The organism is Rhodococcus sp. MT28, assembly GCF_058792695.1.
This window is the reverse complement of record NZ_JBXAFD010000004.1, coordinates 319,936-345,203: the sequence shown is the minus strand read 5'-3', so window position 1 is coordinate 345,203 and position 25,268 is coordinate 319,936. Positions and strand designations below refer to the sequence as shown.

The following is a 25,268-nucleotide window of genomic DNA, read 5'->3' as shown; positions in this document are numbered from 1 at the left end:
GCTGGTCGCACTGACAGTACGGGGTGGTAGAGCATCCATAGATTACGTGAACGCCTTCTCTCCTACAGGCTGTAGTGGCATCAAGTACGAGTAGTACCCGACACAGTCGCCGGTGCGTATCGCCAGCGGGAGCGTCGCACCGCTTACTCGGATCACCAGTTGCCGCCCCGGTTGGGCTGCGGCGGCGTCGCGCAGTCGCTGCCGGTCGACCAGTACTCGGAACTTCTCACGGGGATCCGTTCCGCCCGGATCCACCCGGGCACCACCGTCTTCGCCGACGCTGACGACGGCACTGTCCTCGGTGCCGTTGAGCAGGGCGGCAAGGTGGTCGCCGCTCAGTTCGACGGCGTTGTGGTGCTCGCGCAGGATTCGGTGATCGGGGAACTCTCCGTCCTCGATCAGGGGGCTGGACACCTCACCTCCCGGATACGACGCAGTCACCGTGCGCGCGGAGAAAGTCAGCGTCACGACGCCGGCGACGTCGCGCAACAATCGCGCGAAGGTGACGGGAACGACAGCGGACACCGTCAGAGCGGAGTGAACTGTCACCTCGGCGACCGCGAGCCGGAACTGATCAGTGGTGACAAACGCAGCGACGCCGTCGTGAATGTCGAGGTGGACGCCGCGAAGTATCGGGAACTCCGATTCCTCGTTCACGGCGAACAGCACGGCGTCGAGTGCGCGTCGTAGATCCCACGAGTCGATGTCCACGCCGCCGGAGATAGGTAGCGCGTCGATCAGGCGGTGGATTCGTCCCAGTTCGGCCCGGGCGTCGGCGAGACCGTCCTCGAGGTTGCGCAGATGGGCGTCGAGGCACGAATGGGGTTCCGGTCCGGTCAGGACGGCCATCATGTCGCGGATCGGAACACCGACGCGCCGCATACCGGCGATCACGCGTGCGTCGCGGAGTTGGTCGTCGGTGTACCAGCGGTAACCGGTGTGCGGATCGACGGAATGCGGGACGAGCACGCCTTCCTTGTCATAGAACCGCAGCGCGCTGATCGGGAGCGCCGACGCCCTGGACATCTCGCCGATCGTCAAGAGGGCGGAACTAGTGGTCACGGATCAATTCTGCCCGCAGTCGCTCGATGGCGCCCCTGATCATCCGGCCGTAACCGTCGTCGGCGAGTGTGCCGACCGACGCCTCGGCCTTCGTCAGATGCTCGACGGCCTCGGTGTCGCGTCCGAGTTTGCGGTAGTCGGCAGCCAGGTTGAGGTGCAGCGATGGATAGAAACCGGCGACCTGCAGCGATGCGTGGTGTTCCTGGGCTCGCGCGTCGGTCAACGAATCGGCAGCGTCGAGGGCGCGCAGGTCCCAGCAGAGCTCTTGAGCCGGATCGTCTTGAACGTCGGCCATGTAGTGCGCGAGGGAGACGATGTGGAGCGCATCGGGGGCGGCGCTGATCTCTTCCCACACCTTCTCGAACGCAGAGCGAGCCCCGGCTCGATCGCCGGAGCTCGCCAATTCTTGTGCCTGCGCTATCTGTGTCATCACGGGATCCATGGAACGGATCCTGATGCCTCGACCAGGTCGAGGGTCAAGCAGAGGTGCGTGCAGCCGCCTCGGCCTCGCTCTTCACACGCTTCAATGTGGCATTCATGCCTTCGACGAGTTCGACCTCGAAGTCGGCGTTTCCGCCCAGGACGGTCTTGACGAGGAACTGCGAGACCTTCGACGTTCCGGTGGGAGCCTCGCGACGCTCGGTCACTTTGGTGCCGGTAGCGGTCGGCTCGAGTTCGTAGGACCAGATCGTGCGGTTCTCCGCGATGCGGAACGCCACCGACTTGTTGGGCTCGAAGCGAACGACCTTCGACGACGTCGGCCAGACCAGCAGGCCCTTGCGGTTGACGTTGATCGTCTTGGCACCCTCACGCACGGTCCCGCCGATCACCTTCATGACCTTGCACTGGGGGCTCCATTCGCCCATGCGCTGCAGGTCGGCGACGATTGCCCACACATCCTGCGGTGATGCGTCGATGTCGATGCTTGCTTCGAGGGTGTTGGACACAGTCTCTCCAGTCGAGTTGATGCTACGTAAAGTTACAAACACTTTTGTCGATCGTAAGCGATCCGTCAATGGACCATGTGTGTCAGGTCACTGTACGGCCGTCCAACAGGGTCGTGCGGGAACACGCGCGGTGGTAGCGGACAATGGTTCGCGCACGTATGACGATCCATCCGACTGGAGTACCGAGAAGTGAACAGCGACGCCGCGACGCAGGATGGCCTCAAGCGAGGGCTGACAGCGCGCCATATCCGCTTCATCGCCCTCGGATCAGCCATCGGAACCGGACTGTTCTACGGCAGCGCCGAGGCCATCAAACGAGCCGGCCCGTCGGTGCTCCTGGCCTACCTGATCGGCGGTATCGCGGTCTACCTGGTGTTGCGAGCGCTCGGCGAGATGGCGGTCCGTAACCCGGTTTCCGGTTCGTTCAGCGAGTACGCGAACAAGCACCTCGGACCACTCGCCGGTTTCATGACCGGGTGGACGTACACGTTCGAGATGGTGATCGTGTGCCTCGCCGACGTCACCGCCTTCGGCCTGTACATGCAGTTCTGGTTCCCGGACGTACCGAGATGGATCTGGGTTCTGGCTGTCGTCTTCTTCATCGGCGCGATAAACCTGTTGAGCGTCAAGGTGTTCGGCGAACTGGAATTCTGGTTCACGCTCGTGAAGATCACCGCCATCATCGCGATGATCGCCGGCGGCATCGCGATCATCGTGTTCGGATTCGGCGTTCACGACACCGATGCCGGAATCAGCCACCTCTGGTCGGACGGCGGGTTCTTCGCGACGGGCTTCGGCGGATTCGTCGCGTGCTTTGCGATCGTGATGTTCGCGTTCGGTGGCACCGAGATCATCGGTATCACCGCGGGCGAAGCCGAGGATCCGGCGCAGACCATCAGGAAAGCCGTCAACACTGTCCCGGTGCGCATCATTCTCTTCTACATCTGCACCCTGGCTGTCATCATGGCGATCATTCCGTGGCAGACCATCAACTCCGACAACAGCCCGTTCGTCCAGATCTTCGAGAATCTCGGATTGGGAACGGCCGCTTCGATCCTCAACATCGTCGTCATCACCGCGGCCCTGTCGGCCATCAACAGCGACGTCTTCGGTGCCGGTCGCATGATGTTCGGAATGTCGCATGCCGGTCAGGCCCCGCAGGTGATGAAGAGAGTCTCCGCCAACGGTGTTCCGTGGATGACCGTTGTCATCATGACCGGTGCCCTGTTGGTGGGAGTACTGCTCAACTACCTGATCCCGGACCAGGTGTTCCTCGTCATCGCCTCGCTGGCCACCTTCGCCACGATTTTCGTCTGGATCATGATCCTGCTCTCGCAGTTCCGTTCCCGCGCTCAGATGAGTGCAGACGAAACAGCGGCACTGAAGTTTCCAGTGCCGCTGTGGCCGTACGGTCAAATCTTCGCGATCGTGTTCCTGGCTTTTGTCATCGTGTTGCTCGGCGTCATCGCCGATACCCGAGTTGCGCTGCTCGTCGGTGCCGGATGGCTGGTTCTGCTGACGGGCGCGTACTACAAGTGGGTGAAACCGGCTGTCAGCGCAGCGGATCGAAGTGGCGCATGACGGTCGGCGTCTGAGCGCCGGTCATCGAGTCGGCCACCATCTTTCCGGTCAACGGACCCAGGGCGATTCCCCACATCCCGTGACCACCGGCGACGTGCACCCGCGGCGACTTCGTGGCTCCGATCAACGGCAAGCCGTCGGTAGTGCACGGTCGTGATCCCACCCACTCCTCTTCCCGCGCAGTCCAGTCGATGCCGCTGAGCATCGGCTTGGCCGCATCGATGATCGCCTGCACGCGGCGCGGATCCAGCGGCGCGTCAGGGCTGCGGAATTCCATCATTCCGGCCACTCGGAAGCGATCGTGCAACGGAGTGCATGCGACGCGCTGGGTGGGGAAATACACAGGGTTCTTGGGGAGGTGCTCGGGCTTGACACTGAAGCTGTATCCGCGTCCGGCCTGCACCAGTTTGCGCACACCGAACGGTGCTGCGAGCTTGTTCAAGCGGGCACCGCTCGAGATGACCACGGCGTCGCCGTCGCGTGAATCACCGTGTGCACTGCGAACAGTGACTCCGCCGACCCGATCGTCGATCTGCGTGACGTCGAAACCGCTGACGATTTCTCCACCGCGTTCACGAACCGCGTCCGCCAACGAGTTCACGAACAACGGGGGATCGATGAAACGCTGATTACGCAGACGCAAACCGGCTTTCACACCCTGGCCGAGTGAAGGCTCGAGCGAGTGAATCGCGTCGTAGTCGAGGAGGTCGAAGTCGACTTCTCCGCCGGCAGCTTCGACGTGATGGAACTCGTCCACCAAGGTCTGTCGGTCCTTCTCGGACGCAAACGCGGCGAGGAAAGGATCGGCCAGGCGGGTCAGCTCTTTGACGCCACCGTCGGCGAGTTCGTCGTACGCGCCCAAGGCTGTTCGGTTGACCTCGGTGTAGACCGACATCGCTTCCTGCCACTTCGACGGCGTGCAGTGGCGCGCGAACCCGACCAGGAACCGAATCAGCTTCAGATCGGTGGTGAGTGGCACGTACACCGGGGACGACGGGCTGAGCATCGCGCGCAAGCCGTATTGGAGCACTGCGGGTTCGGGCAGCGGAAGCGTCAATGCGGGGGCCAGCCAACCGGCGTTGCCCCAGCTCGCGTCGGCTGCGACGCCGTCGCGATCGACGACGGTGACCTCGACTCCACGTTCCTGCAAGAACCAGGCCGTCGACAATCCGACAACACCCGCACCGACCACGACCACACGATCGGGGCTTTGACGAGTTCCCATGACGCACTCCTTCTACAGACTCTGCTCGAACCGAGACGCCGGTCACATCCGGCTCTTCTCCCAAGCATGAATCGCGGGGGCGGCAAAAGGACTGGCCGTTCGGCCACAGCTTCGGGGAATGCGTTGTGCGAGTGCACAGCCCTCGCTTGGGAAGCGAATCACAGTGAGTCGGTTCGTAAATGCGCTGGAACTTTTGAATTAATACTAAAGTATTAACCATCTCTCGAATGAGCTGCGTTGTTAATACTTTAGTATTAATGTTTCGCTGAATGTTAGTTCCTTGGTATTAGTCGCGTGCAAATCCTGGATGTAAGTGGGGGCGCCATTTCAAGTTGTCGAGAGATTTCTTTCAAAAACTGTTACAAGTTCTAGTAATTGAGGTATGGTGACGGTCATCACATAAACGGCAAATCGTGAATGGCCTTCAATCGTCGATCAGCTGTTCCAACTTACCGCTCGGTGTGAGCATCCAGTGGAATGGGTGCTACCAAACCAGCTGATTGGAGGTGGTTTCTCACGGTCGGACGTCATCTTTTTCGGAATCGAGACATGATTCCCGGGTGATGTCGTATCGCTAATCTCCGTTGTCAAGATTTCGGTCGTGCATCGGTAGTGAACAAATCCTATCGTGCTGCGCACGGCCTCAAAGACTTCCCCTTCGCCGCGAAAATTCCGGTGATGCGGAGGCTGTCAATGCAGTAGTTCAACTTTACTCGAACTGCGTTTTGGCAGGAAGTGCTATCAACGCTAAAAACCGATCCCGAAAGGGAATGAGGAGTAGAAGATATGCATGTTTCAACGGCAAAACGTACGGGGGCCGCTCTAGCAGTAGCAACTGCTTCGGCGGGCATGGTATTCGCAGCAGTTGCACCGGCGTCGGCAACTGCAGGTACGACGGTGACGAGCTATAACCAGGCGTGCCGCGCTGTAAGTGTTGGGCAGACCGTGGATCAGGTAGTTCCAACCTCGGTCACGGCTAACCACGTCACTGTGAATGCCACGCCCGGGGTAAATTCATACACCCTTCAGCCCGGTTCAGCGACGACGCCCAGCAGTTCTGGCGTCTCGGGTGTCACATTCCTCGGCATTGATGACGTCAGGCTTGTCTACCGCTATGACCCAGCGACGTTCGTCGCAGGATCGGCCGCACTGGTGGCCGGTTCCGGTTCGGGCTACACAGGCACGGTCACTCTCACCGATACCGGATCGCAACTGATCGTGGACGGTGCGGATGTCGGCGTAGGCGTGACATACCAGCTTCCGAAGATTAGTTTCCAAACTCGGAACAGTGCGTTGGACGTGAAGTTCGACACTCAGGGCACCGCGGCCCAGATGTATAACTTCTCGGCGAATTACTTCCGTTTCACATCGAAGGCGTCAGTGCCTATCTTCGGGACAGTCAGTGCGCCGACCTCATGCATTCCCGCCAATGCGGTGGGTGCGACCGGTAGTTACCCGGCACTGAATTCGGGTGCGGGCGTTCTGCATCCATAGTCAATCCGGACCCCGGTGATTAGCAGCGCTGCCTGACACCCCACTCAGGCAGCGCTGTTTTGCGTAGTCTTGTGCGTGAGTGCCAGAAGTGTGTGCCGGGAGGCGCTTCCAGACCATGTGGATGCGAGTTACGTGCAGAATTACCCGCTCGACAAGAATCCCGACCTACCGCAGTGGTAGGCCGGGCTCGTAATGTCTTGGTGAATAAGGGATCAGGATGCGATGACGGTCGAGTTGCTCTCGAGCTCACGCGTCTTTGCGGCTTCCTTCAGTTCCTCGAAACTCGCGCGAAGCAACTCCAGGTAGTGGCCTAGATCTGGCATCGTTGCGGCGTCTGCAATCACGTTGAGCGTTAGGTTGCCGCCACTCGCAGCTACCATGAAGTGCCGCAGCCCGTCACCGTCGACCGGTGCTTGATTAGCGAGTACGGCAGTGCCAGATGCCCCGTTCAGGGTCAGTCCGTTGACCGAGAGCGGAATGTTACTCACCATCGTGTGCTGATACCGCGGCCCATCCGGCTTGTAGTCGTCATGGTGACGTGAATATGCCATCAACCGCGCTATCGGAGCGGGTAGGGTCTCCAACACTGTGCTCATCCGCCGGACCGCTGTGTGGGACGTACGGGCCTTCTCCGAGCGTGCAGACTCTGCGATGAGAGCGAGTCTCTTCAGCGGATCCGTGATCGTGGTGTGCATGTTCACGGACAGATTCACCAATTGGTTTGCGGACTCCCACTCCTCTTGCTTGCGCATGGACCGCGGAACCATCGCGAACAGAGAACCTCGAGGCGCTTCGCTCTTCTCGGTAAGGTATCGCGCCATCGCGCAACCGACCACAGCCAGAAGGACGTCGTTGACAGTCGCTCCGGGGACTGCGTTCTTCACATGCCGAACCTCGTTGCCTGCGAGGATGATCGGCTCCACCAATGCCGACCCGCTTACCTTGCAGTTGAAGCGGGTGCTAGTACTTTCGTAGATGCACTCGTCCCATTCTCCAGCACTCTTCGCCTCGACTACCGCACGGGCAGCAGCCCGATTGCCCGGAATGCTCTTGGCGAACTGGATAAGTTGGCCGGGGAAACTCAGCACTGATCGCGTGAAGAGACGTCCCCGTAGGAACCGTATTGCAGGTGCTGATTTCCTCGGCCGTTGCGCATCCGAAAATATGGCTTCACCCAGCATTCGGATCGCGATTCCGTCGGCCGCGCTGTGATGAGACTTGAGCACAACCGCCGTCAGCCTGCCGGGTAGAGCGTCAAGCCCCTCGATCCCCGTGAAAAAGTGCAGTTCCCACGGTGGGCGGCTGAGATCCATTCTCGAGGTCAGCAGGGCGCTGAGCATTTCTTGAAATGGTGCCCAACCCGGCTCGGAAATCGCGTTGACCCGCACGTGGTCGCCCACATCCAGGTTGGGGTCTGGAACCCAGTACGGATGGCCGAGTCCCAGTGGCGTGTGCTGGATTCGGTGGGTGAACATGCGATTGTGTCCGAGCCTGGCGGTGACCCAATCGACGGCTTGCGCCTGCGTGAATTCTGCGGCTGGGTGCTGAGATGTTTCGAAGAAGTACACGCCGACCAGATGCTTCAGGTGGCCGGCGGACTCGTTGTAGACGAAGTCCGCGTCTCGCGGATTCACCTGTGTGACAGCCGCATCCAGCAGGTTGGGCAGTCTCATGTCGAACTCCTCACGTGGCGGGTGCCGGATCAAAGTGTCCGTGCCCCGGAACTCTCGTGGCCCGGAACTCTCGTGCCTGGAAAACTCTCGTGCTTGGAACGCGAAATGACCCCCGAGGCGAATTGGAGCCTCGGGGATCATCGAAGTTCAGAGTAGAGAAGTTGCACCAGAGAATTTACTTCTGCAGAATGGTACTTCCCAGGCCGGTCAACTCTATGGTCCCAGTAGCCCAGGCGATCAAACTGGTGATATATCTTTGCAGCATTGTAAATCACCTTTCCTTAGAGCGGCGTCGGCGTGTACGCGGACAGGGTGTTGAGATACTTCGCGAACGTACCTACTAGGTCGATTGAGCCAAATCCCACCAGATCCGACAGATAGCTCATTGAAAGATCGAACATTATTGTCTCCTCTCCCGACTACGGGGCAACGGTCGAGCCGAGGGCGGTCTGAATGCTTCCACCAATACCTGCAGAACCGCTAGCCATTAGGTTGATGGCTGCGGAGATAGACTTGAAGATGCCGTCGACTATTGCCTGCACATAAACGAACGGGGGAAGCAATGATTGCGAATCAATGCTCGTGACTGCGTCGATGATACTTGCTGTATCCACTATGCTAACGCTCCTTGCGGTAGATTTTTATCACGGTAGGAAATTCTGTTGAAGTCAGCCGAGTGGGGGTTGCCAGTCGAAGTCGACTGACGCCATGGAGCCTCTGTATACGAGCAATGAAATGATCTGCAAAATTATCGGTTCCTTGAGGTAAGGCACCATCGATCCTAGATCCATCGTTTACTCCTGTCGTTGGGTGATGTTCTGAAATGGATCAGGGTTGCGATGAGCCGGTCTCGATTAATCCGGCTAGCGAGCCGGTGGCGCCCTCGATGCCGGGCACTAGGGATCCGCTCCATACATTGTCCAGTAATCCGGTGAACAACGCAGCCGTTGCTTGAAGGAACATTGCGATCATATGAAGTTCCATCCTTTCGATAGATCTGGAAGACTTTTTGTACATCGGCGCATGCTTGTTGCATTCCACAAAGAGCAGGTTCGACTAGTGCACGGACCCTTGCGATCGTTCTGCTAAGAGATCCGTGTGGCGTTCGGGGTCTTATGTGGCGTGACGAGAATGAGGTTAGCTCGAGCAAGTCCACTTTGACTAGGAATTTGTAGAACCAAACTGAAACGTGTTTCATTTATGCTGGTCAGGCAACCAAAATGGCCTATTTGGGCCGTGAGAGGAAGATCTTGCGGAACGCTAACCAGATTGCAAGATTGATGATTGCCGAATTGCTGGGTTTTGGGAATCGTGGCCGGTAATTATGACTTTTGGCGGACTGGTCGTTAATACTTTTGGGTGATATTTTGTCGAATACCTCCCAAAGTGGAGCGGCACGGGAGATGCTCCGATACCTTCTTCGCCGGCTCAGGAACTTCGTAGTTTGAACTGAAGCATCAGGATCAGTCGAGTGTCCGCGTCGCTCAGGTCAACCCCGCACATCTCCTTGCAGCGGCGTAATCGATTGCGGAGAGTGTTGGGGTGAACATGCAATGCTGCGGAAGAACTCGCGACATCACCGCCCTTGTCGAGGAAGGTGTGGGCCGTTGCGACGAGTTCGCTTCCATGTCGACGGTCGTACCCTTCCAGGGCGTGCATAGGTGTGGCGGTGCTCAGTCCGTCGAAGATGTCGGCAACATGTAAGGCCAGTACCGACGCCAAGGTGTCGTTCATACCCGCGACAATCCCGCCGGACCGGTTGTGTCGCAGCGCGCCCAGAACATGGTCGGCGTCGGCGCGTGACAAATGGCATTCGCTGGCTGATTTCACGGTGCGGCCCACCGCAACGGCAAGTTGTGCTCGTGTGCGGGCGCGGCTGAGGAAGTCCTCCAACAGTCGGCGGGCGTTCGCTTCGTCAGCGGCGACAACAAGGTACGTCGAGTCGATCAACTGTGCGATCACGGCGTCGACGGCCAGAGTGTCCAGGTACAAGCTCAAGGAGGCGACCAACCCCGCCGGCAGTGGTCCCGCGACGGTTCCGACGGCGACGACGGTGAGCGGGCCTGCCAACCGCAAGTCGTCTGCGGCGCGGAATGCGGGTTCGCCACCGCCGATCAATGCTTGGACGCGCTGGGATTGGCGACGGCGTGTGCTGTCGACCCGGTCACGCTCCGAGGCGATTCTCCCGGCCACGACAGATACCGCGGAACGAAGTATCGATTCCTGTGTGGGCGTCGGTGATCCGGCCAGTGCGACCCAGATCGAGCCGACGGGGTGATCGTTCTCGCGAACTGCGATAACCAGTCGCGGCGTGATCGAGGGGTCTTCGAGGTCGACGTAGATGGGATCGCTCTCTCGGTGAAGCCGATCGAATACTCCTGCATCGGAGAGTAATTGGCGGAATCGGCTGGGTACCTGCCGACCGAGGATCGTGCCGATGCGAGCTTCGTCCACGGCCTGCTCGCCGCCGGAGTACGCGAGAACCGTCGAGTTCTCGTCCTCGATCGTGACGGGAGCGCCGAGCAATTCGGCCAGAGAACCGGCGACGGAGAAGAGGTCGTCGTCGCGCAGGTCCATGGGTGGGAGCCTACTGAGCGATCGACGGATTTCGGGTTTCGACGCCTCGGCAGGACCTCGATGGCGAATATAGGCTGGTGCAATGGCCGACATCGAAGGTGTTCTGTTCGATATCGACGGAGTCCTGCTCACGTCCTGGCAGCCGATCGAGGGAGCAGGGGAAGCAGTACGCGAAGTTCGGCGGCGCGGATTGGCCTGTGGGTTTCTGACCAACACCACCTCGCGCAGTTCGACACTCATCGCGCAGGGGTTGTGCGACGCCGGTATCGAGGTGGAGGCGAGCCAGATAGTTACTGCCGCCAGGCTCACGGGGGAGTACGTGCGGGCGACGTACCCGGACGCGAGGGCGTGGGTACTCAATCACGGTGACGTGTCCGCCGATCTCGAGGGAATCGAATTCGACGACGCCGATCCCGAGGTCGTGATTCTCGGCGGCGCCGGCCCGGAGTTCACCCACGAGGCGCTGAGCAGAGTGCTCGAACTACTGCTCGCCGGAGTGCCCGTCGTCGCGATGCACCGCGGGATGATGTGGGAGACGTCAGGTGGCCTTCGAATCGACACCGGAACGTACTTGCCCGGCTTCGAGGAAGTGGCGGGTGTAAATATCGCCGCGGTGGGTAAACCGTCTCTCACGGGGTTCCTTACAGCCACGGAGCTGATGCATGTCGAACCTGAGGCGACGGTGATGGTCGGCGACGATCTGATCGGGGACGTCCTCTCCTCACAGCGGGTCGGCCTGACCGGAGTTCTGGTGCGCACAGGCAAGTTTCGGCAAACAGTGCTCGACCTCTCGGTTCAGAAGCCCGACCACGTCATCGATTCGGTCGCGGATCTTCCGGCCCTTCTCGGGGTCGTCCTCGAGGCTTGACCAGGCGGGGGTGACGGACTTCACTCGAGCGGGTACTCTCGCGCCCGAATCCAATGAACTTGTTCCACGAAGGAGTTTCTATGCCCTTGATCTCGTCAGTCTGGTTCCGCCGCTCATCCTCTCGAGTCAGCGGAATTTCCAGTAGTCGGTTGGGGGGCCGCCTGGCGAGAACAGGTGCTGTGATGACTGTAGGTATGGGGCTCGCCGCCGGGCTGGCGCTGACCGGTGCGGGAGCTGCTTCGGCAGCCCCCGTCACGTGTGTCTCGCCGCCGTCGGCCAATGACATCCAGGTCTCCGAGACCGCGAGCTGCGGCGCGCAGTCCGTCGGAGCCGGCCGTTCGCAGGCCGGTGCCGCCGAGAGCGGTACCGCTGTGAGCGTCGCCGCCGACAACGGCTACTCAAATTCATATGCCAACGGCTTCGGAACCGCGCTGGGGGCTTCTCGCGGTAACGGTCAGGCGCAGGCATTTGCACTCGGCGGCGGTATCGCGCGGGCCGGGGCGGCTGACGGAAATGTCACCTTCGCCATCGCTGGTTACGGAGCGGGCGCTACAGCCGATGCCAATGGCGTCGACTGCGTCGGAGTGCTCTCGTTTGCGGTCAATTTGAGTAACGGACAGTTCTGCATCGCGGGCTGAGGCTCAACCTTGCACTCGGCACGCTCGAGTGCTAAAAATGCAGTTGGCACTCGCGAACCGTGAGTGCCAGGTCGAGGCAGTGAGACCGGGAACCATAGACACCCCCGGTCGTCCGTCGCGGGCACTGACTAGACCACAGGCGTAGATGGGTGACCAGGCAAATCGGTCGCCCGTGTAATGAGGTGACCGGTCAAACGGTCGCCTTGTGCCGATGAGGTGACCCGACGAGCGGTCACCTTGTGTGTCACCCCCTATCCGGAGGATCACTTCGCAATGGCAAAGATCATCGCGTTCGACGAAGAGGCACGTCGTGGCCTCGAGCGAGGCCTCAACGCCCTCGCCGACGCTGTCAAGGTGACGTTGGGCCCCAAGGGTCGCAACGTCGTTCTCGAAAAGAAGTGGGGCGCCCCCACGATCACCAACGATGGTGTTTCCATCGCCAAGGAGATCGAACTCGACGACCCGTACGAGAAGATCGGCGCCGAGCTCGTCAAGGAGGTCGCCAAGAAGACTGACGACGTCGCTGGCGACGGCACCACCACCGCTACCGTTCTCGCACAGGCTCTGGTCCGTGAAGGTCTGCGCAACGTCGCAGCCGGCGCGAACCCGCTCGGCCTCAAGCGCGGCATCGAGAAGGCTGTCGAGGCTGTCACAGCTCGCCTGCTCGAGACCGCCAAGGAGATCGACACCAAGGAGCAGATCGCTGCTACCGCCGGTATTTCCGCCGGCGACCCGTCCATCGGTGAGCTCATCGCCGAGGCTATGGACAAGGTCGGCAAGGAAGGCGTCATCACGGTCGAGGAGTCCAACACCTTCGGCCTGCAGCTCGAGCTCACCGAGGGCATGCGCTTCGACAAGGGCTACATCTCGGCGTACTTCGCCACCGATGCAGAGCGTCAGGAAGCCGTCCTCGAAGACGCGTACATCCTGCTCGTCAGCTCCAAGATCTCCACGGTCAAGGATCTGCTGCCCCTGCTGGAGAAGGTCATCCAGTCCGGCAAGCCGCTCCTGATCATCGCCGAGGACGTCGAGGGCGAAGCTCTCTCCACCCTCGTGGTCAACAAGATCCGTGGCACCTTCAAGTCTGTTGCCGTCAAGGCTCCCGGCTTCGGTGACCGTCGTAAGGCTCAGCTCGCCGACATCGCCATCCTCACCGGTGGCGAGGTCATCAGCGAAGAGGTCGGACTCTCCTTGGAGACCGCAGGCCTCGAGCTCCTCGGCCAGGCACGCAAGGTCGTCATCACCAAGGACGAGACCACCATCGTCGAGGGTGCCGGCGACGCCGACGCAATCGCCGGTCGTGTCAGCCAGATCCGCGCCGAGATCGAGAACAGCGACTCGGATTACGACCGTGAGAAGCTGCAGGAACGTCTGGCCAAGCTGGCCGGCGGCGTTGCAGTCATCAAGGCCGGCGCTGCTACCGAGGTCGAGCTCAAGGAGCGCAAGCACCGCATCGAAGATGCAGTGCGTAACGCAAAGGCAGCCGTCGAAGAGGGCATCGTCGCCGGTGGTGGCGTTGCACTTCTCCAGGCAGCTCCCGCACTGGACGACCTCAAGCTCGAAGGTGACGAGGCAACCGGCGCGAACATCGTTCGCGTTGCACTGTCCGCTCCGCTCAAGCAGATCGCATTCAACGCAGGCCTCGAGCCCGGCGTTGTTGCGGACAAGGTCTCCAACCTGCCCGCAGGTCACGGCCTCAACGCTGCGACCAACGAGTACGGCGACCTGCTCGCTGCAGGCATCAACGACCCGGTCAAGGTCACCCGCTCGGCACTGCAGAACGCAGCGTCCATCGCGGCTCTGTTCCTGACGACCGAAGCCGTTGTCGCTGACAAGCCCGAGAAGGCCGGAGCGCCTGCAGGCGATCCGACCGGCGGCATGGGCGGCATGGACTTCTGAGTCCATCTCCACCTAGCTCCTAGAGCCCGGCCCACCATTCGGTGGGCCGGGCTTTTGCTCGTGCGGGGGAGGCAAGTTTCCATGACTTGGCAGCGGCAGCCGCGATGCAGATTGCGGATTCACCTAACCAAGAGGTTGCCTCCTGATCGCTCGGAATCACAGGCACCTTTTCCGATTGCTGGATCCGGTGATACCCAACGATTCCGAGCAGAACCCAGAGGATCGGCATGTCAGCTCGCTACAATTCGGACATTCGTTCAGCGTCGGAGTTGAGGGGCATGCATGATCTTTCGGAACTCGTTGCCAGCCGCGGTATCTCAGATGGGGCCGCGAGACGCGGAGTTCGTCTACAACGAGTCCGGCGGACATCTGAGCCACATGGTCTGCGCCTACTTCTTCGACACGACGGGCCATCCGCTCGCAGAGATGACGCACGACGACGCGGTTCGGTGGATCACCGAAAGATTCGGATACTGGCCACTGTTCACGAGTCGACTCCAGCGAGTTCCGCTGGATCTGGACTATCCCTATTGGGTCCCGGCCGATTTCGACGTCGATGATCACGTGCACGTCCATCGTGCCCCGGTTGCCGGGTGGGCGCCGATTCGTGAATTGCTCGGGCGCTCGCTCGGTGAGCCGATGGACTTGTCCCGGCCGCCCTGGGAGTTGCACGTCATGACCGGAGTGCACGGGATCGACGAGCTACCGGGCAATCTGACGCTGATCATGCTCAAGACCCACCACGGGGCCGGTGACGGTCTGGCGATCCGCGATCTGACCAACCTTCTGTTCTCCGGTCCGCCGAAGCCGGAGACGAAGCGTGCCGGTTCGGGGCTTTCGTCGCTGGATTTGATCGGGCGCACGGTCGTGGGTTTGCCCGGCCAGGCGATCCGTTTCGGCCGGGGTCTGTCCGTGACAAAGGTTGCGGCCGAGACGGTTCGGGAGGCGGAAGAGGCCGGAGAGCTGCCTACGTACTCGGCCGACCGCCTGCCGACCCGATTCAACGGCATGCTGGGCGGAGACATCACGATCGATTTCCTGACGCTGGACGGCGCAGACATCAAAGCGATCCGAGCGGCCATTTCGGACGTGACGGTCAACGACATCTTCCTGACCGTCGTCGCCGGCGCTCTCGACGCATACCTGTCGGAGAAGGGCGAGAAATCAGGCAGTGGGTTGGCGGCGATGGTTCCCCGATCGATGCGGCAGATCGCCGAATGGGAATCGGCCAACCAACTGGCGCTGTTGACGGTCGATCTGCACACGGACGTCGAAGATCCGGTCGAGCGGCTGACACGAATCAGGGATTCGGCGCTGATGGCAAAGGGGCGGAGTTTGCACCCAGCCGTCCGTCGATACGGCACACGCATCGAAACGTCGCCCGCGGCTCTGCTCAGACTCACCGGTCTCTCGCGTCGGATCAACAAGCTTGACCCTTCGCACAAGGTCATTCAGAACACGACGATCAGCAATGTCCCGGTATCGGTCGACGGCAATGTCTTCGAAGGTGCGCCGGCGGTGGCAGTTCTCGGCGGGCAGGCGCCGGTCGACGGAGACATTCTGCGCCACTTCCTCATTGCTGCGCGTGGAGGTTCTCTGACGCTCAATGTCATCGTCTCGCGAGAGACGATGCCGGATATCGAGCACTACATCGAATTATTGCGGGTGGGGTTCACGACGCTTCTGCAGGCAGTTTCCGACCAAAATCGTGAGTTGGTCGAACGATAATCTCTCGGCACCCCCGGCTTTACGCCGCCTGTCATTCCCTGAGTTTTCGGATTGGCGTCATTTCCTCGTCCCAAGCGAACCACTGAACATCTTGGTTGGGCAGCGTCAGTGGCCTGGCCGTCAAGGGTCTCGAGGCCCTCGCTGCGCTCAGCGGTGGAGAGTTGAAGGCCGCCAAGTGGATTGTTGATTTCGGGGCCTGCTCGTGTTGGCGCGTAGGCCCCGAAATACCTTTTGTCGGCGCGTAATTCTCGCCATGTGAATTGCCGGAATTCTCACCCTAATGGCATGAGCATCCAGGCGGCGAGATATACCAATGCCGCGGTTCCACCCGTGCAAATAGCGGCGATAACGGCGAGTAGACGGACAAGATTGACGTCGGCGCCGAAGTAATCTGCAATTCCGCCGCACACTCCGGCGAACATTTTCTTGTCGTTGGAACGGGTGAAGGGGCGAGGTGTGTTGCTTTCGAATGTCATGCTTCAATTCTGAAGCGAGATCGCATCAGGCACCATCGGGGACGACCCCCATCTGCACCCTGATCTTTTGAGCCCGTCGTGTCATACCCCGGTAGTTCATCCCAGCTTCACCGAACGGTTGCTGCGGGAGACTAACTTGTCGGCGGTGACCGATTTAGCAGAACGCCGACCGTTCCTCAGCGCCTTCGCGGACCTCTCGACCGCCGTCGATCTGGCCGACACCGCCGCCTTCACCGTCGACGACAATGACGACGACGATCCGGTGCTGCTGACGTCGCCGGACGGTTTCGAGGTCGACACCTGGCGGGAGGGATACCCGTACGACGCACGGATGCCTCGGGACGAGTACGAAATGTCCAAGCGTCTGCTGCAGATCGAACTCCTCAAGCTGCAGAACTGGTCGAAAGAAACCGGCGCACGGCACGCCATTGTGTTCGAAGGACGCGACGCTGCCGGCAAGGGCGGAACGATCAAACGATTCATGGAGCACCTCAATCCTCGTGGCGCTCGCGTCGTCGCGCTGGAGAAGCCGTCGGCTCGCGAGTCGACGCAGTGGTACTTCCAGCGCTACGTGCAGCACCTTCCCGCCGCCGGGGAACTGGTGATGTTCGATCGATCTTGGTACAACCGGGCCGGGGTCGAGCGGGTCATGGGTTTCTGCACCGACGAGGAGCACGAGCGATTTCTGCGCCAGGTGCCGTTGTTCGAGCAGATGCTCGTCGACGACGGCATCAGCTTGATCAAGTTCTGGTTCTCGGTTTCACCGCTGGAGCAGCGCACGCGGTTCGCGATCAGACAGGTCGATCCCGTGCGGCAGTGGAAGCTTTCGCCGATGGACATCGCTTCTCTGGACAAGTGGGATGCGTACACGGCGGCGAAGGAAGAGATGATCCGGTTCACCGATACCGCCACCGCTCCGTGGACCGTCATCAAGAGCAACGACAAGAAACGCGCGCGGATAAACGCGATGCGTCACGTGCTCAGTCAGTTCGATTACGACAACAAGGATTACGAGATCGTGGGTACTCCGGATCCGCTGATCGTGGGAAGCCTCGAATAGTCGGCGCGTGGGCTCTGCCCATCCGCGGCGTGGGTGGTTAGTGTGAGTTGAATGGAGACCGTACCGATCCAACTCCCCGACGGCACCGTGACCCCGATCCGTCTGTTTCCCGGACCGAACGACGACGCACCCGTGGTGGTGATGTTGCCAGGGCTCGGAGTTCCCGCCGGGTTCTACGATCCGGTGGCGCAGGCCCTGGTCGAAGCCGGCTTCAATGCGGCCATCGGTGAACTGCGCGGCCAAGGTGACAGCAAACCGCGCCCGAGCGCGTCGAGTGCTTTCGGATATCAGGAACTGGTCTCGATCGATTGTCCGGCGACGTTCGAGGTGGTGCGCGAGCGGTTTCCGGCCAGCACACCATTTCTGATGGGGCACAGCATGGGCGGCCAGATCGGGGTCATGTACGCGTCGAGGATTCGGGGCCGGCTCGGCGGACTGATCCTGGTTGCCTCCGGATCGCCGTATCACCGCGGATTCCCCGGAATCCGTGCGCCCGGACTCTATCTGGGTTCGTCCGCGATGTCGGTGACAGCCAACATTGCCGGCTTCTGGCCGGGAGACCGGGTCAACGTCGGCGGCTTCGGTCGACAGTCGAAAGTACTGATCACCGATTGGGCACGGTTCGCCAGGACCGGTCGCATGGAACCCATCGGTGCGGATATCGACTACGAGGAGCGGATCGCTCGCCTGACCTTGCCGGTTCTGTCGATCACGATCGAAGGGGACGATCTCGCTCCACGCCGGTCGGCAAAGAACCTGGTGGACAAGCTCTCCGGGGCCCAAGTGACGATGACGCACATCGACGAACCACTCGGTCACAACGGTTGGATACGCAATCCCACCGCTGTGAGCGAGCGCGTCGTCGCGTGGTTGCGCGACCGCTGAAAGATCAGGCGAGCTTCTGCCAGAGGAACTCGTAGGTCAGCGCGGTCTTGAATGCCAGCTGAGCATTGTCCGCGGCGCCGCCGTGGCCACCCTCGATGTTCTCGAAATACAGCACCTGCTTGCCCAGCTCTTCCAGCCGTGCGGCCATCTTGCGGGCATGCGCGGGGTGGACGCGGTCGTCGCGGGTGGATGTCGCGATCAGGATCGGTGGGTACGACGCGGCGGCGTCGATGTTCTGATACGGCGAATACTCCGAGATGAATGCCCACTCCTCCGGGACATCGGGGTCACCGTATTCGGCCATCCAGGACGCGCCGGCCAGCAGGAGATGGAATCGACGCATGTCCAGCAGCGGGACCTGGCAGACGATGGCGCCGAAGAGTTCGGGGTACTTGGTCAGCATGATGCCCATCAGCAGGCCGCCGTTGCTTCCGCCCTGAGCTGCCAGAAGATCCGGGGTCGTGATTCCGCGATCGACGAGGTCTCTCGCGACGGCAGCAAAGTCTTCGTGCACCTTGTGGCGCCCAGCCTTGAGAACCTGTGTGTGCCAACCGGGTCCGTACTCGCCGCCACCACGAATGTTCGCAACCACATAGGTTCCGCCCTGCGTCAACCAGGCACGGCCCAGAGAACCGCTGTACGACGGCGTCAGCGAGATCTCGAATCCGCCGTACCCGTAGAGCAGGGTGGGGCCGGGCTCGCTACGCGGATTGCGGACCACGAAATAGGGGATGAGGGTGCCGTCGGCGGAGGTGGCGAAGAACTGCTCCGTGGTGATGTCCTCGGCGTCGAAGAACGCGGGAGCCTGCTTGAGGGCAGTGGGTTCGGTTTCGCCGATCACGCCGTGCAAAAGAGTTGCAGGGGAGGTGTATCCACTCGAATTGACGAAGTACTCGTTGCTGACATCAGGGTCGGTGTCGAGAATTTCGATACTGGTCAGTTCTGGAAGCCCTTCGAAAGGTCGATCCTCCCAGCCGTTTTCGCCCGGCGTCAGGATTCGCAGCGTCGTGCGCACGTCGGTCAGGACCACCAGAATCAGATGATCGCGTGTCCAGGTGTAGTGCTCGAGCGAGGAATGTGCGTCGGGTTCGAAGATCGATGTCAGTGCTCGTGAGCCGGCAAGGAAATCGTCGTAACGGATGGCAAGCAGTGCGCCGGTCGGATATTCGGTGTCCTCGACGGCCCACACGGACTTGGTGCGGATCAACAACCACTCGTGGTGAATCGAGATCCCGGCGTCCTCGGGGACGTCCACGAGCACCAGTTCACCGTCGGGGCGAACTTCGAAATGCTGAGAGTTGTAGAAATCGACCGAGCGAGTGACGAAGTCCCGTTCGAACCCGGGCGTCGGATCGTGCGAAGCCGAGATGGCCACGTCCGTGGCCTGGCCCTCGTAGACGGTCTCGGCGCTGGAGAGGGGAGTGCCGCGCTTCCACCGCTGGGCCAGACGGGGATATCCGGAATCGGTGAGCGACCCCGGTCCGATATCCGTTCCGACGTAGACGGTATCGATGTCGATCCAGTCGATGTCGGTCTTGGCCTCGGGAAGGTAGAAGCCGGGATTCTCGCCCTCGGGAGCGAGGAACTCGCGCTTGTCGATGTCGAACTCGCGAACGACCGCCGCGTCTGCCCCGCCGCGGGAGAGGCTGATCAATGCACGGTTGCGGTGTGGCCGTAGAAGTTGCGTGCCCTTCCAGACCCAGTTCTCGCCCTCGGCCTCGGCCAGGGCGTCGAGGTCGACCAGGACGTCCCATTCCGGGTCGTCGGTGACGTACTGATCGAACGTCGTGCGTCGCCACAATCCGCGAACGTGGGTGCTGTCGCGCCAGAAGTTGTAGAGGAACTCACCTCGACGGCGGACGTAGGGGATTCGCGCGTCGGTATCGAGGATCTCGCGCACGTCGCTCTGTAGTCGATCGAAGCGCTCGTTGTCGGTGAGCTGCTCCTCGGTCACGGCATTGTGCTGACGGACCCAATCGAGTGCAGACTCACCGGTCACGTCTTCGAGCCAGAGGTAGGGGTCGTCGCCGGTGGTGGGCTGCTGATCGGAAGTCATACGTCCATTCTTACTGCTCGCTCCCGACAGCACTCGACCCCGCTCCCGAAACACTGGAGCGGGGTCGAGTGAGAACGAATCGGGTCAGACGCCCAGGGAGTGAGCGAGCATCGGCCAGGAGTTGTGGAGATCGTCCTGCCAGTAGCCCCACGAGTGGGTGCCGGTCGGCTTGAAGTCGAAGGTGGCCGGGATCTTCAGATCGCTCAGGCGGTAGGCGAGGTTGTGGGTGCAGTAGTTGACCGCTGCCTCGATGACGCCGCCGACGATCGCCTGGTTGGCGAGCGCACCGACCTGACCGTTGATCGCGGGATTGGCGAGAGTGTCGTGTGGGCCGGGGAGTCCGGAGCCGGTGGAGACGTAGAGTTCGGTGCCGCGGAGCTTCTCGGCGTTGAGGACCGGATCGTTGTCCTTCCAGCCCTGACCGTCGAGCGGGCCCCACATGTTGGTGATGTCAGCTCCGCCGCGGGTACCTGTGACAAGTTCGATCGCACTCTGACCGACGGGGGTGCTGGTCTCAGCGCATCCGCTGTACGCCCCGACGCCCTTGTAGAGGCCGGGAGCCGCGATGGCGAGGTTGAGGACCGAGGTCGCGGTCATGGAGATCGCGGAGATCGACTGGACCTTGTTGGTGTTGAACTCGGCGTCGATGACGGGCGGGAGTTCCTTGGTGAGGAACGTCTGCCACTTCTGGCGACCGAGAACCGGATCGTCGTTCACCCAGTCGGTGTAATAGCTGAACGCGCCTTCGAGTGGAGTGACGACGTTGACGTTCTTGTCCTGGAAGAAGTTCATGACGTCGGTCTTGCGTTGCCAGGTCGCCGAGTCTTCGCCGCCGCCTGCACCGTTGAGCAGGTAGAGCGTCGGGCGGGGTTCGCTGCCATCTGCGGGGAGGATGACCTCGAGCGGGATGTTGCGATCCATCGCCGGGGAGAAGACCGAGATGGTGACCTTGCGGTCGCCGGTCTTGGTGTTGCTCACGACGTGCGATCCGGACGTGTCACCGCCCGCAGAAGCTGTCGCCGGACTGATCAGCATCGGCAGCACCGTGGCCACTGCGAGAGCTGCGATCACACTGCCACGCTTGAAAATTCGAGCACGCATACGTTCGGATCCTCCACCTGAATGTCTTCGGATCCGGAACGGATCGAAGTGCCTGTGAGCCCTTACTGGAACAGGTTCACTTTTTGTTATGTGTCAGTAAAGCAGAGCGGGCGCAGAAAGTGACGCGATTCGATTGCCTGACAATTGAATTGGCCCCGGAATTAACCCCCGAACTAACCCCCGAATCGGCCCAGACAAGCACTCGACCCCGCTCCCGGAAGTGCAGGGAGCGGGGTCGAGTCGGAACGATTTCGGTCAGATGCCCATCGAACGAGCGAGCATCGGCCAGGAGTTGTGGAGATCGTCTTCCCAGTAGCCCCACGAGTGGGTGCCGGTCGGCTTGAAGTCGAAGGTGGCCGGGATCTTGAGATCGTTGAGGCGGTAGGCGAGGTTGTGGGTGCAGTAGTTGACTGCTGCCTCGATGACGCCGCCGACGATCACCTGGTTGGCGAGTGTGCCGACCTGTCCGTTGATCGCCTCGTTGTTCAGGGTGTCGTGCGGGCCGGGGAGTCCGGAGCCGGTGGAGATGAAGAGCTCGGTGCCGCGGAGCTTCTCGGCGTTGACGACGGGGTCGTTGTCGATCCAGCCCTGGCCGTCGAGGGGGCCCCACATGTTGGTCACGTCAGCGTCGCCGCGCATGCCCACAACCAGTTCGATGGAGGACTGGCCGACCGGTGTGCTGGTCTCGGCGCATCCGCTGTATGCACCGACGCCCTTGTAGAGGCCCGGAGCTGCGATGGCGAGGTTGAGGACCGAGGTCGCGGTCATCGAGATCGCGGAGATCGACTGGACGCCGTTGGTGTTGAACTCGGCGTCGATGACGGGCGGGAGTTCCTGGGTCAGGAACGTCTGCCACTTCTGACGGCCGAGGGACGGGTCGTCGTTCACCCAGTCGGTGTAGTAGCTGAATGCACCTTCGAGCGGGGTGACGACGTTGACGTTCTTGTCAGCGAAGAACTCGTTGACGTCGGTCTGACGCTGCCACGTCGCCCGGTCTTCGCCGCCGCCTGCACCGTTGAGCAGGTAGAGGGTCGGGCGGGGTTCGCTGCCGTCTGCCGGGAGGATGACCTCGAGCGGAATATCGCGTTCCATGGAAGGGGAGTACACCTTGATGGTGGCGATGCGCCCGTTGTCCGTGCGGCTCGAGAGCTTGGAACCCGTTGTGTTTGCCTTGGCAACAGTTGCCGTGGTGGTCGACGGATCTCCGCCTGCGGACGACACTGCAGGGCTGATCAGCATCGGCAGCACGGATACTGCGGCTACAGCGGCGACCAGACGGCCACGCTTGAAAGTGCGAGCACGCATACGTTCAGAAACCTCCACCTAAAATTCCTTCGAATCCGCCCAGGAGTGAACGGTCCTTTGTTGCTGTTCCCGTACGGGAATTCATGCTGGGTACATGCTCTGTCGATAGGTACAGGGCGTGTGAGTCTTGTAAGTTCTACCGCATCGGTGCGTTATCCGCCAGTGAACCAGAGATTTGCTGAACGTACGACCAGTTTCAGGTGAATTTCCCTGATCATCGACGGGATTAGTGAGTGAACCGGACATATCCACTATGGGAACAACATTGTTGCCTACCTCTGCAGTCGAACGCGTCTGTCGAAGATCTTCTCCGATATCAGCGCCCAGCGGGGAGTTACGTTTCGGTGAACGTCGGTTACTCGCCGCAGACTCGCGCGGACTCGACGGCAATCGCCAAGAGTTTCGCGTGGCAGGCGCGGGTCGAGTTCCCGGAGATCACCCCTGTCTTCAGCGTCGACGGCGTCGTGGAGATTCAGGAGTCCGGCGGAATCGCCCTGGCCTTCGACCTGGAAGACTCGAATCCGCTGGAGGGAGACCTGGCCAACGTCTCGTACTTCTGCGACCTCGGAGTCCGCTCGATGTTGCCGACGTACAACTACATGAATGCTGCCGGCTGTGGCTGCTTGGACCTGGCGGACACGGGGTTGAGTGGATACGGCCGTGACCTGGTTGCCGAGATGAATCGCGTCGGAATGACGGTCGACGGCTCACATTGTTCGGTACAGACGGGGTTGGACATCTCAGCTATCACCCAGCGAGCAATGATCTACAGCCACTCGAATCTCCGAAGGTTGTGGGAGCATCCGCGCAACATCACCGACGATCAGGCCAGGGCGTGTGCGGAGACCGGCGGCGTCATCGGGATCAACGGCGTCGGCATATTCCTCGGCGTCAACGGACCGGATGACGACCAGGCTCGGCTGTCCGCGATGGCCGACCACATCGAAGAGGCTGTGGGACTCGTCGGCATCGATCATGTCGGGATCGGCTCCGACTTCTCCTTCGACGCCGACGACTTCCGCGAAGAGATCGAGCAGAACCCGTCGTCGTTCTCCGAGGCGTACACCGCGTGGGGGCCACTGCAGTGGACTCCTCCGGAGGAGGTGCTGACACTTGATCAGGTATTGCGTGAGCGGGGCTTCGACGAGCCGTCGATCGAGGCCGTGTACGGCGGAAATTTCGCCCGAGTTGCCCGAGAAGTGTGGGCTACCGACGGGTAATACGACCATCTGGGGACAGCGAAACGATGCAGGACTACCCTGGTGAATCGTGACCTCACACTATGACGTCGTTGTCCTCGGAGCCGGCCCCGGTGGGTACGTCGCTGCTATCCGCGCGGCACAACTGGGCCTGAGCACCGCCATCATCGAGCAGAAGTACTGGGGCGGTGTATGCCTGAATGTCGGCTGCATTCCGTCCAAGGCGCTTCTCCGTAACGCCGAACTCGCGCACATCTTCACGAAAGAAGCGAAGACGTTCGGCATGTCCGGAGACGTGTCCTTCGATTTCGGCTCCGCTTTCGATCGCAGCCGCAAGGTCGCGGACGGGCGAGTCAAGGGCATTCACTTCTTGATGAAGAAGAACAAGATCCCGGAGTACGACGGCAAGGGCACGTTCGTCGACGCCAACACCATCAGCGTGGAGCTGAGCAAGGGTGGCACCGAGACGATCACGTTCGACAACGCCATCATCGCGACCGGTTCGTACACCAAGCTGCTGCCCGGCACCTCGCTGAGCGAGAACGTCGTGACCTACGAAGAGCAGATCCTCACCCGTGACCTTCCGGGTTCGATCCTCATCGTCGGTGCCGGCGCGATCGGCATGGAGTTCGGTTACGTCCTCAAGAACTACGGCGTCGACGTCACGATCGTCGAGTTCCTCGATCGGGCACTGCCCAACGAGGACGCCGACGTCTCGAAGGAAATCGCCAAGCAGTACAAGAAGCTCGGCGTCACCATCAAGACCGGTGCCGCTGTGCAGTCCATCAGCGACGACGGCAGCAAGGTCACCGTCTCGATCAAGGACAACAAGTCCGGCGAGATCGAGACCGTGGTCGTCGACAAGGTTCTGCAGTCCGTCGGCTTCGCACCGCGCGTGGAGGGCTTCGGTCTCGAGAACACCGGTGTCGCGTTGACCGATCGCGGCGCCATCGCGATCGACGACTACATGCGCACCAACGTCCCGCACATCTTCGCCATCGGTGACGTCACCGCCAAGCTGCAGCTCGCGCACGTCGCAGAAGCTCAGGCTGTCGTCGCTGCCGAGACCATCGGCGGCGCGGAGACGCAGACACTCGGTGACTACCGGATGATGCCGCGTGCGACGTTCTGCCAGCCGCAGGTCGCCTCGTTCGGTTTGACCGAGGAGCAGGCCAAGGCCGAGGGCTACGACGTCAAGGTCGCGAACTTCCCGTTCGCTGCCAACGGCAAGGCACACGGTCTCGGTGACCCGACCGGTTTCGTCAAGCTGATCGCCGACAAGAAGTACGGCGAACTGCTCGGCGGGCACCTCATCGGACCGGACGTTTCGGAACTGCTGCCCGAGCTGACCTTGGCCCAGAAGTGGGACCTCACGGTCAACGAGTTGGCACGCAACGTCCACACCCACCCCACGCTCAGTGAGGCACTGCAGGAAGCGATCCACGGCCTCGCCGGCCACATGATCAACTTCTGACGGCAGGGCCTTCGGCCCCG

At 61.2% G+C, this 25,268-nt stretch carries 20 protein-coding genes; 10 read left to right on the top strand and 10 right to left on the bottom strand.

Annotated features, from left to right (window positions below; genetic code table 11):
• Nucleotides 1-42 precede the first annotated feature (42 nt).
• From AC1Q6C_RS18020 to AC1Q6C_RS18010, 3 genes are read right to left on the bottom strand one after another with little or no spacing between them, the layout of a single operon-like run.
• Nucleotides 43-1,062 carry a DNA polymerase III subunit beta family protein gene (locus AC1Q6C_RS18020; protein WP_042450437.1) on the bottom strand — a complete coding sequence of 340 codons (1,020 nt, stop codon included), beginning with the start codon at nt 1,060-1,062 and terminating at the stop codon, nt 43-45.
• Nucleotides 1,052-1,504, bottom strand: coding sequence for a hypothetical protein (locus AC1Q6C_RS18015; RefSeq protein WP_003941524.1), 453 nt, complete (start codon nt 1,502-1,504; stop codon nt 1,052-1,054). Before AC1Q6C_RS18015 ends, AC1Q6C_RS18020 begins: the two co-directional genes overlap by 11 nt.
• A gap of 34 nt (nt 1,505-1,538) precedes the next feature.
• Nucleotides 1,539-2,009 carry an SRPBCC family protein gene (locus tag AC1Q6C_RS18010; RefSeq protein WP_003941500.1) on the bottom strand — a complete coding sequence of 157 codons (471 nt, stop codon included), beginning with the start codon at nt 2,007-2,009 and terminating at the stop codon, nt 1,539-1,541.
• 189 nt (nt 2,010-2,198) lie between these two features.
• Here AC1Q6C_RS18010 and AC1Q6C_RS18005 point away from each other — a divergent pair, with 189 nt between their 5' ends.
• The gene (locus tag AC1Q6C_RS18005; protein WP_019744479.1) at nt 2,199-3,590 is read left to right on the top strand and encodes an amino acid permease; all 1,392 of its coding nucleotides are present in this window, start codon (nt 2,199-2,201) and stop codon (nt 3,588-3,590) included.
• Here AC1Q6C_RS18005 and AC1Q6C_RS18000 read toward each other — a convergent pair.
• Nucleotides 3,562-4,815: an NAD(P)/FAD-dependent oxidoreductase gene (locus tag AC1Q6C_RS18000; protein ID WP_007733715.1), complete on the bottom strand. Its 1,254-nt coding sequence runs from the start codon at nt 4,813-4,815 to the stop codon at nt 3,562-3,564. The genes AC1Q6C_RS18005 and AC1Q6C_RS18000 overlap by 29 nt on opposite strands.
• Nucleotides 4,816-5,805: 990 nt before the next feature.
• Here AC1Q6C_RS18000 and AC1Q6C_RS17995 point away from each other — a divergent pair.
• Entirely contained in the window at nt 5,806-6,309 is a 504-nt protein-coding gene (locus AC1Q6C_RS17995) for a hypothetical protein (protein ID WP_042450431.1), read from the top strand.
• 212 nt (nt 6,310-6,521) lie between these two features.
• Here AC1Q6C_RS17995 and AC1Q6C_RS17990 read toward each other — a convergent pair whose 3' ends face one another.
• The gene (locus AC1Q6C_RS17990) at nt 6,522-7,982 is read right to left on the bottom strand and encodes a wax ester/triacylglycerol synthase domain-containing protein (RefSeq protein ID WP_007733717.1); all 1,461 of its coding nucleotides are present in this window, start codon (nt 7,980-7,982) and stop codon (nt 6,522-6,524) included.
• A gap of 1,428 nt (nt 7,983-9,410) precedes the next feature.
• On the bottom strand, nt 9,411-10,559 hold the full coding sequence (locus AC1Q6C_RS17985) for a PucR family transcriptional regulator (RefSeq protein WP_064443504.1): 1,149 nt from the start codon (nt 10,557-10,559) through the stop codon (nt 9,411-9,413).
• A gap of 82 nt (nt 10,560-10,641) precedes the next feature.
• On the opposite strand from AC1Q6C_RS17985, the gene AC1Q6C_RS17980 reads away from it, so the two are divergent.
• The 4 genes from AC1Q6C_RS17980 (at nt 10,642) to AC1Q6C_RS17965 (ending at nt 15,692) form a co-directional block, all read left to right on the top strand.
• A complete protein-coding gene (locus tag AC1Q6C_RS17980) occupies nt 10,642-11,427 on the top strand; it encodes an HAD-IIA family hydrolase (protein ID WP_064443292.1) in 786 nt (261 codons plus the stop codon).
• Nucleotides 11,428-11,507: 80 nt separating this feature from the next.
• Nucleotides 11,508-12,065 carry a DUF6764 family protein gene (locus AC1Q6C_RS17975; RefSeq protein WP_019744475.1) on the top strand — a complete coding sequence of 186 codons (558 nt, stop codon included), beginning with the start codon at nt 11,508-11,510 and terminating at the stop codon, nt 12,063-12,065.
• Nucleotides 12,066-12,338: 273 nt separating this feature from the next.
• Nucleotides 12,339-13,964 (top strand): chaperonin GroEL, encoded by a 1,626-nt coding sequence (gene groL / locus AC1Q6C_RS17970; RefSeq protein ID WP_003941476.1) that lies wholly within the window; start codon nt 12,339-12,341, stop codon nt 13,962-13,964.
• 282 nt (nt 13,965-14,246) lie between these two features.
• On the top strand, nt 14,247-15,692 hold the full coding sequence (locus AC1Q6C_RS17965; protein WP_073512156.1) for a wax ester/triacylglycerol synthase domain-containing protein: 1,446 nt from the start codon (nt 14,247-14,249) through the stop codon (nt 15,690-15,692).
• Nucleotides 15,693-15,964: 272 nt separating this feature from the next.
• On the opposite strand, the gene AC1Q6C_RS17960 is transcribed toward AC1Q6C_RS17965, so the two are convergent.
• A complete protein-coding gene (locus AC1Q6C_RS17960; RefSeq protein ID WP_003941534.1) occupies nt 15,965-16,168 on the bottom strand; it encodes a PspC domain-containing protein in 204 nt (67 codons plus the stop codon).
• Between the two features lie 145 nt (nt 16,169-16,313).
• Between AC1Q6C_RS17960 and ppk2 the strand changes: the two genes are divergently transcribed.
• Nucleotides 16,314-17,228 carry a polyphosphate kinase 2 gene (ppk2, locus tag AC1Q6C_RS17955; protein WP_007733731.1) on the top strand — a complete coding sequence of 305 codons (915 nt, stop codon included), beginning with the start codon at nt 16,314-16,316 and terminating at the stop codon, nt 17,226-17,228.
• 51 nt (nt 17,229-17,279) lie between these two features.
• On the top strand, nt 17,280-18,113 hold the full coding sequence (locus tag AC1Q6C_RS17950) for an alpha/beta hydrolase family protein (protein ID WP_054827775.1): 834 nt from the start codon (nt 17,280-17,282) through the stop codon (nt 18,111-18,113).
• Nucleotides 18,114-18,117: 4 nt separating this feature from the next.
• On the opposite strand, the gene AC1Q6C_RS17945 is transcribed toward AC1Q6C_RS17950, so the two are convergent.
• The 3 genes from AC1Q6C_RS17945 to AC1Q6C_RS17935 form a co-directional block, all read right to left on the bottom strand.
• The gene (locus AC1Q6C_RS17945; protein ID WP_081557544.1) at nt 18,118-20,169 is read right to left on the bottom strand and encodes a prolyl oligopeptidase family serine peptidase; all 2,052 of its coding nucleotides are present in this window, start codon (nt 20,167-20,169) and stop codon (nt 18,118-18,120) included.
• A gap of 84 nt (nt 20,170-20,253) precedes the next feature.
• On the bottom strand, nt 20,254-21,270 hold the full coding sequence (locus AC1Q6C_RS17940) for an alpha/beta hydrolase (protein WP_003941485.1): 1,017 nt from the start codon (nt 21,268-21,270) through the stop codon (nt 20,254-20,256).
• 255 nt (nt 21,271-21,525) lie between these two features.
• Nucleotides 21,526-22,575 (bottom strand): alpha/beta hydrolase, encoded by a 1,050-nt coding sequence (locus AC1Q6C_RS17935; RefSeq protein ID WP_007733735.1) that lies wholly within the window; start codon nt 22,573-22,575, stop codon nt 21,526-21,528.
• A gap of 344 nt (nt 22,576-22,919) precedes the next feature.
• Here AC1Q6C_RS17935 and AC1Q6C_RS17930 point away from each other — a divergent pair, with 344 nt between their 5' ends.
• Nucleotides 22,920-23,795 (top strand): dipeptidase, encoded by an 876-nt coding sequence (locus AC1Q6C_RS17930; RefSeq protein WP_007733736.1) that lies wholly within the window; start codon nt 22,920-22,922, stop codon nt 23,793-23,795.
• A 49-nt stretch (nt 23,796-23,844) separates the two neighbouring features.
• Nucleotides 23,845-25,248, top strand: a complete 1,404-nt coding sequence (lpdA, locus tag AC1Q6C_RS17925; RefSeq protein WP_003941477.1) for a dihydrolipoyl dehydrogenase — start codon at nt 23,845-23,847, stop codon at nt 25,246-25,248.
• The last annotated feature ends 20 nt before the right edge of the window (nt 25,249-25,268 follow it).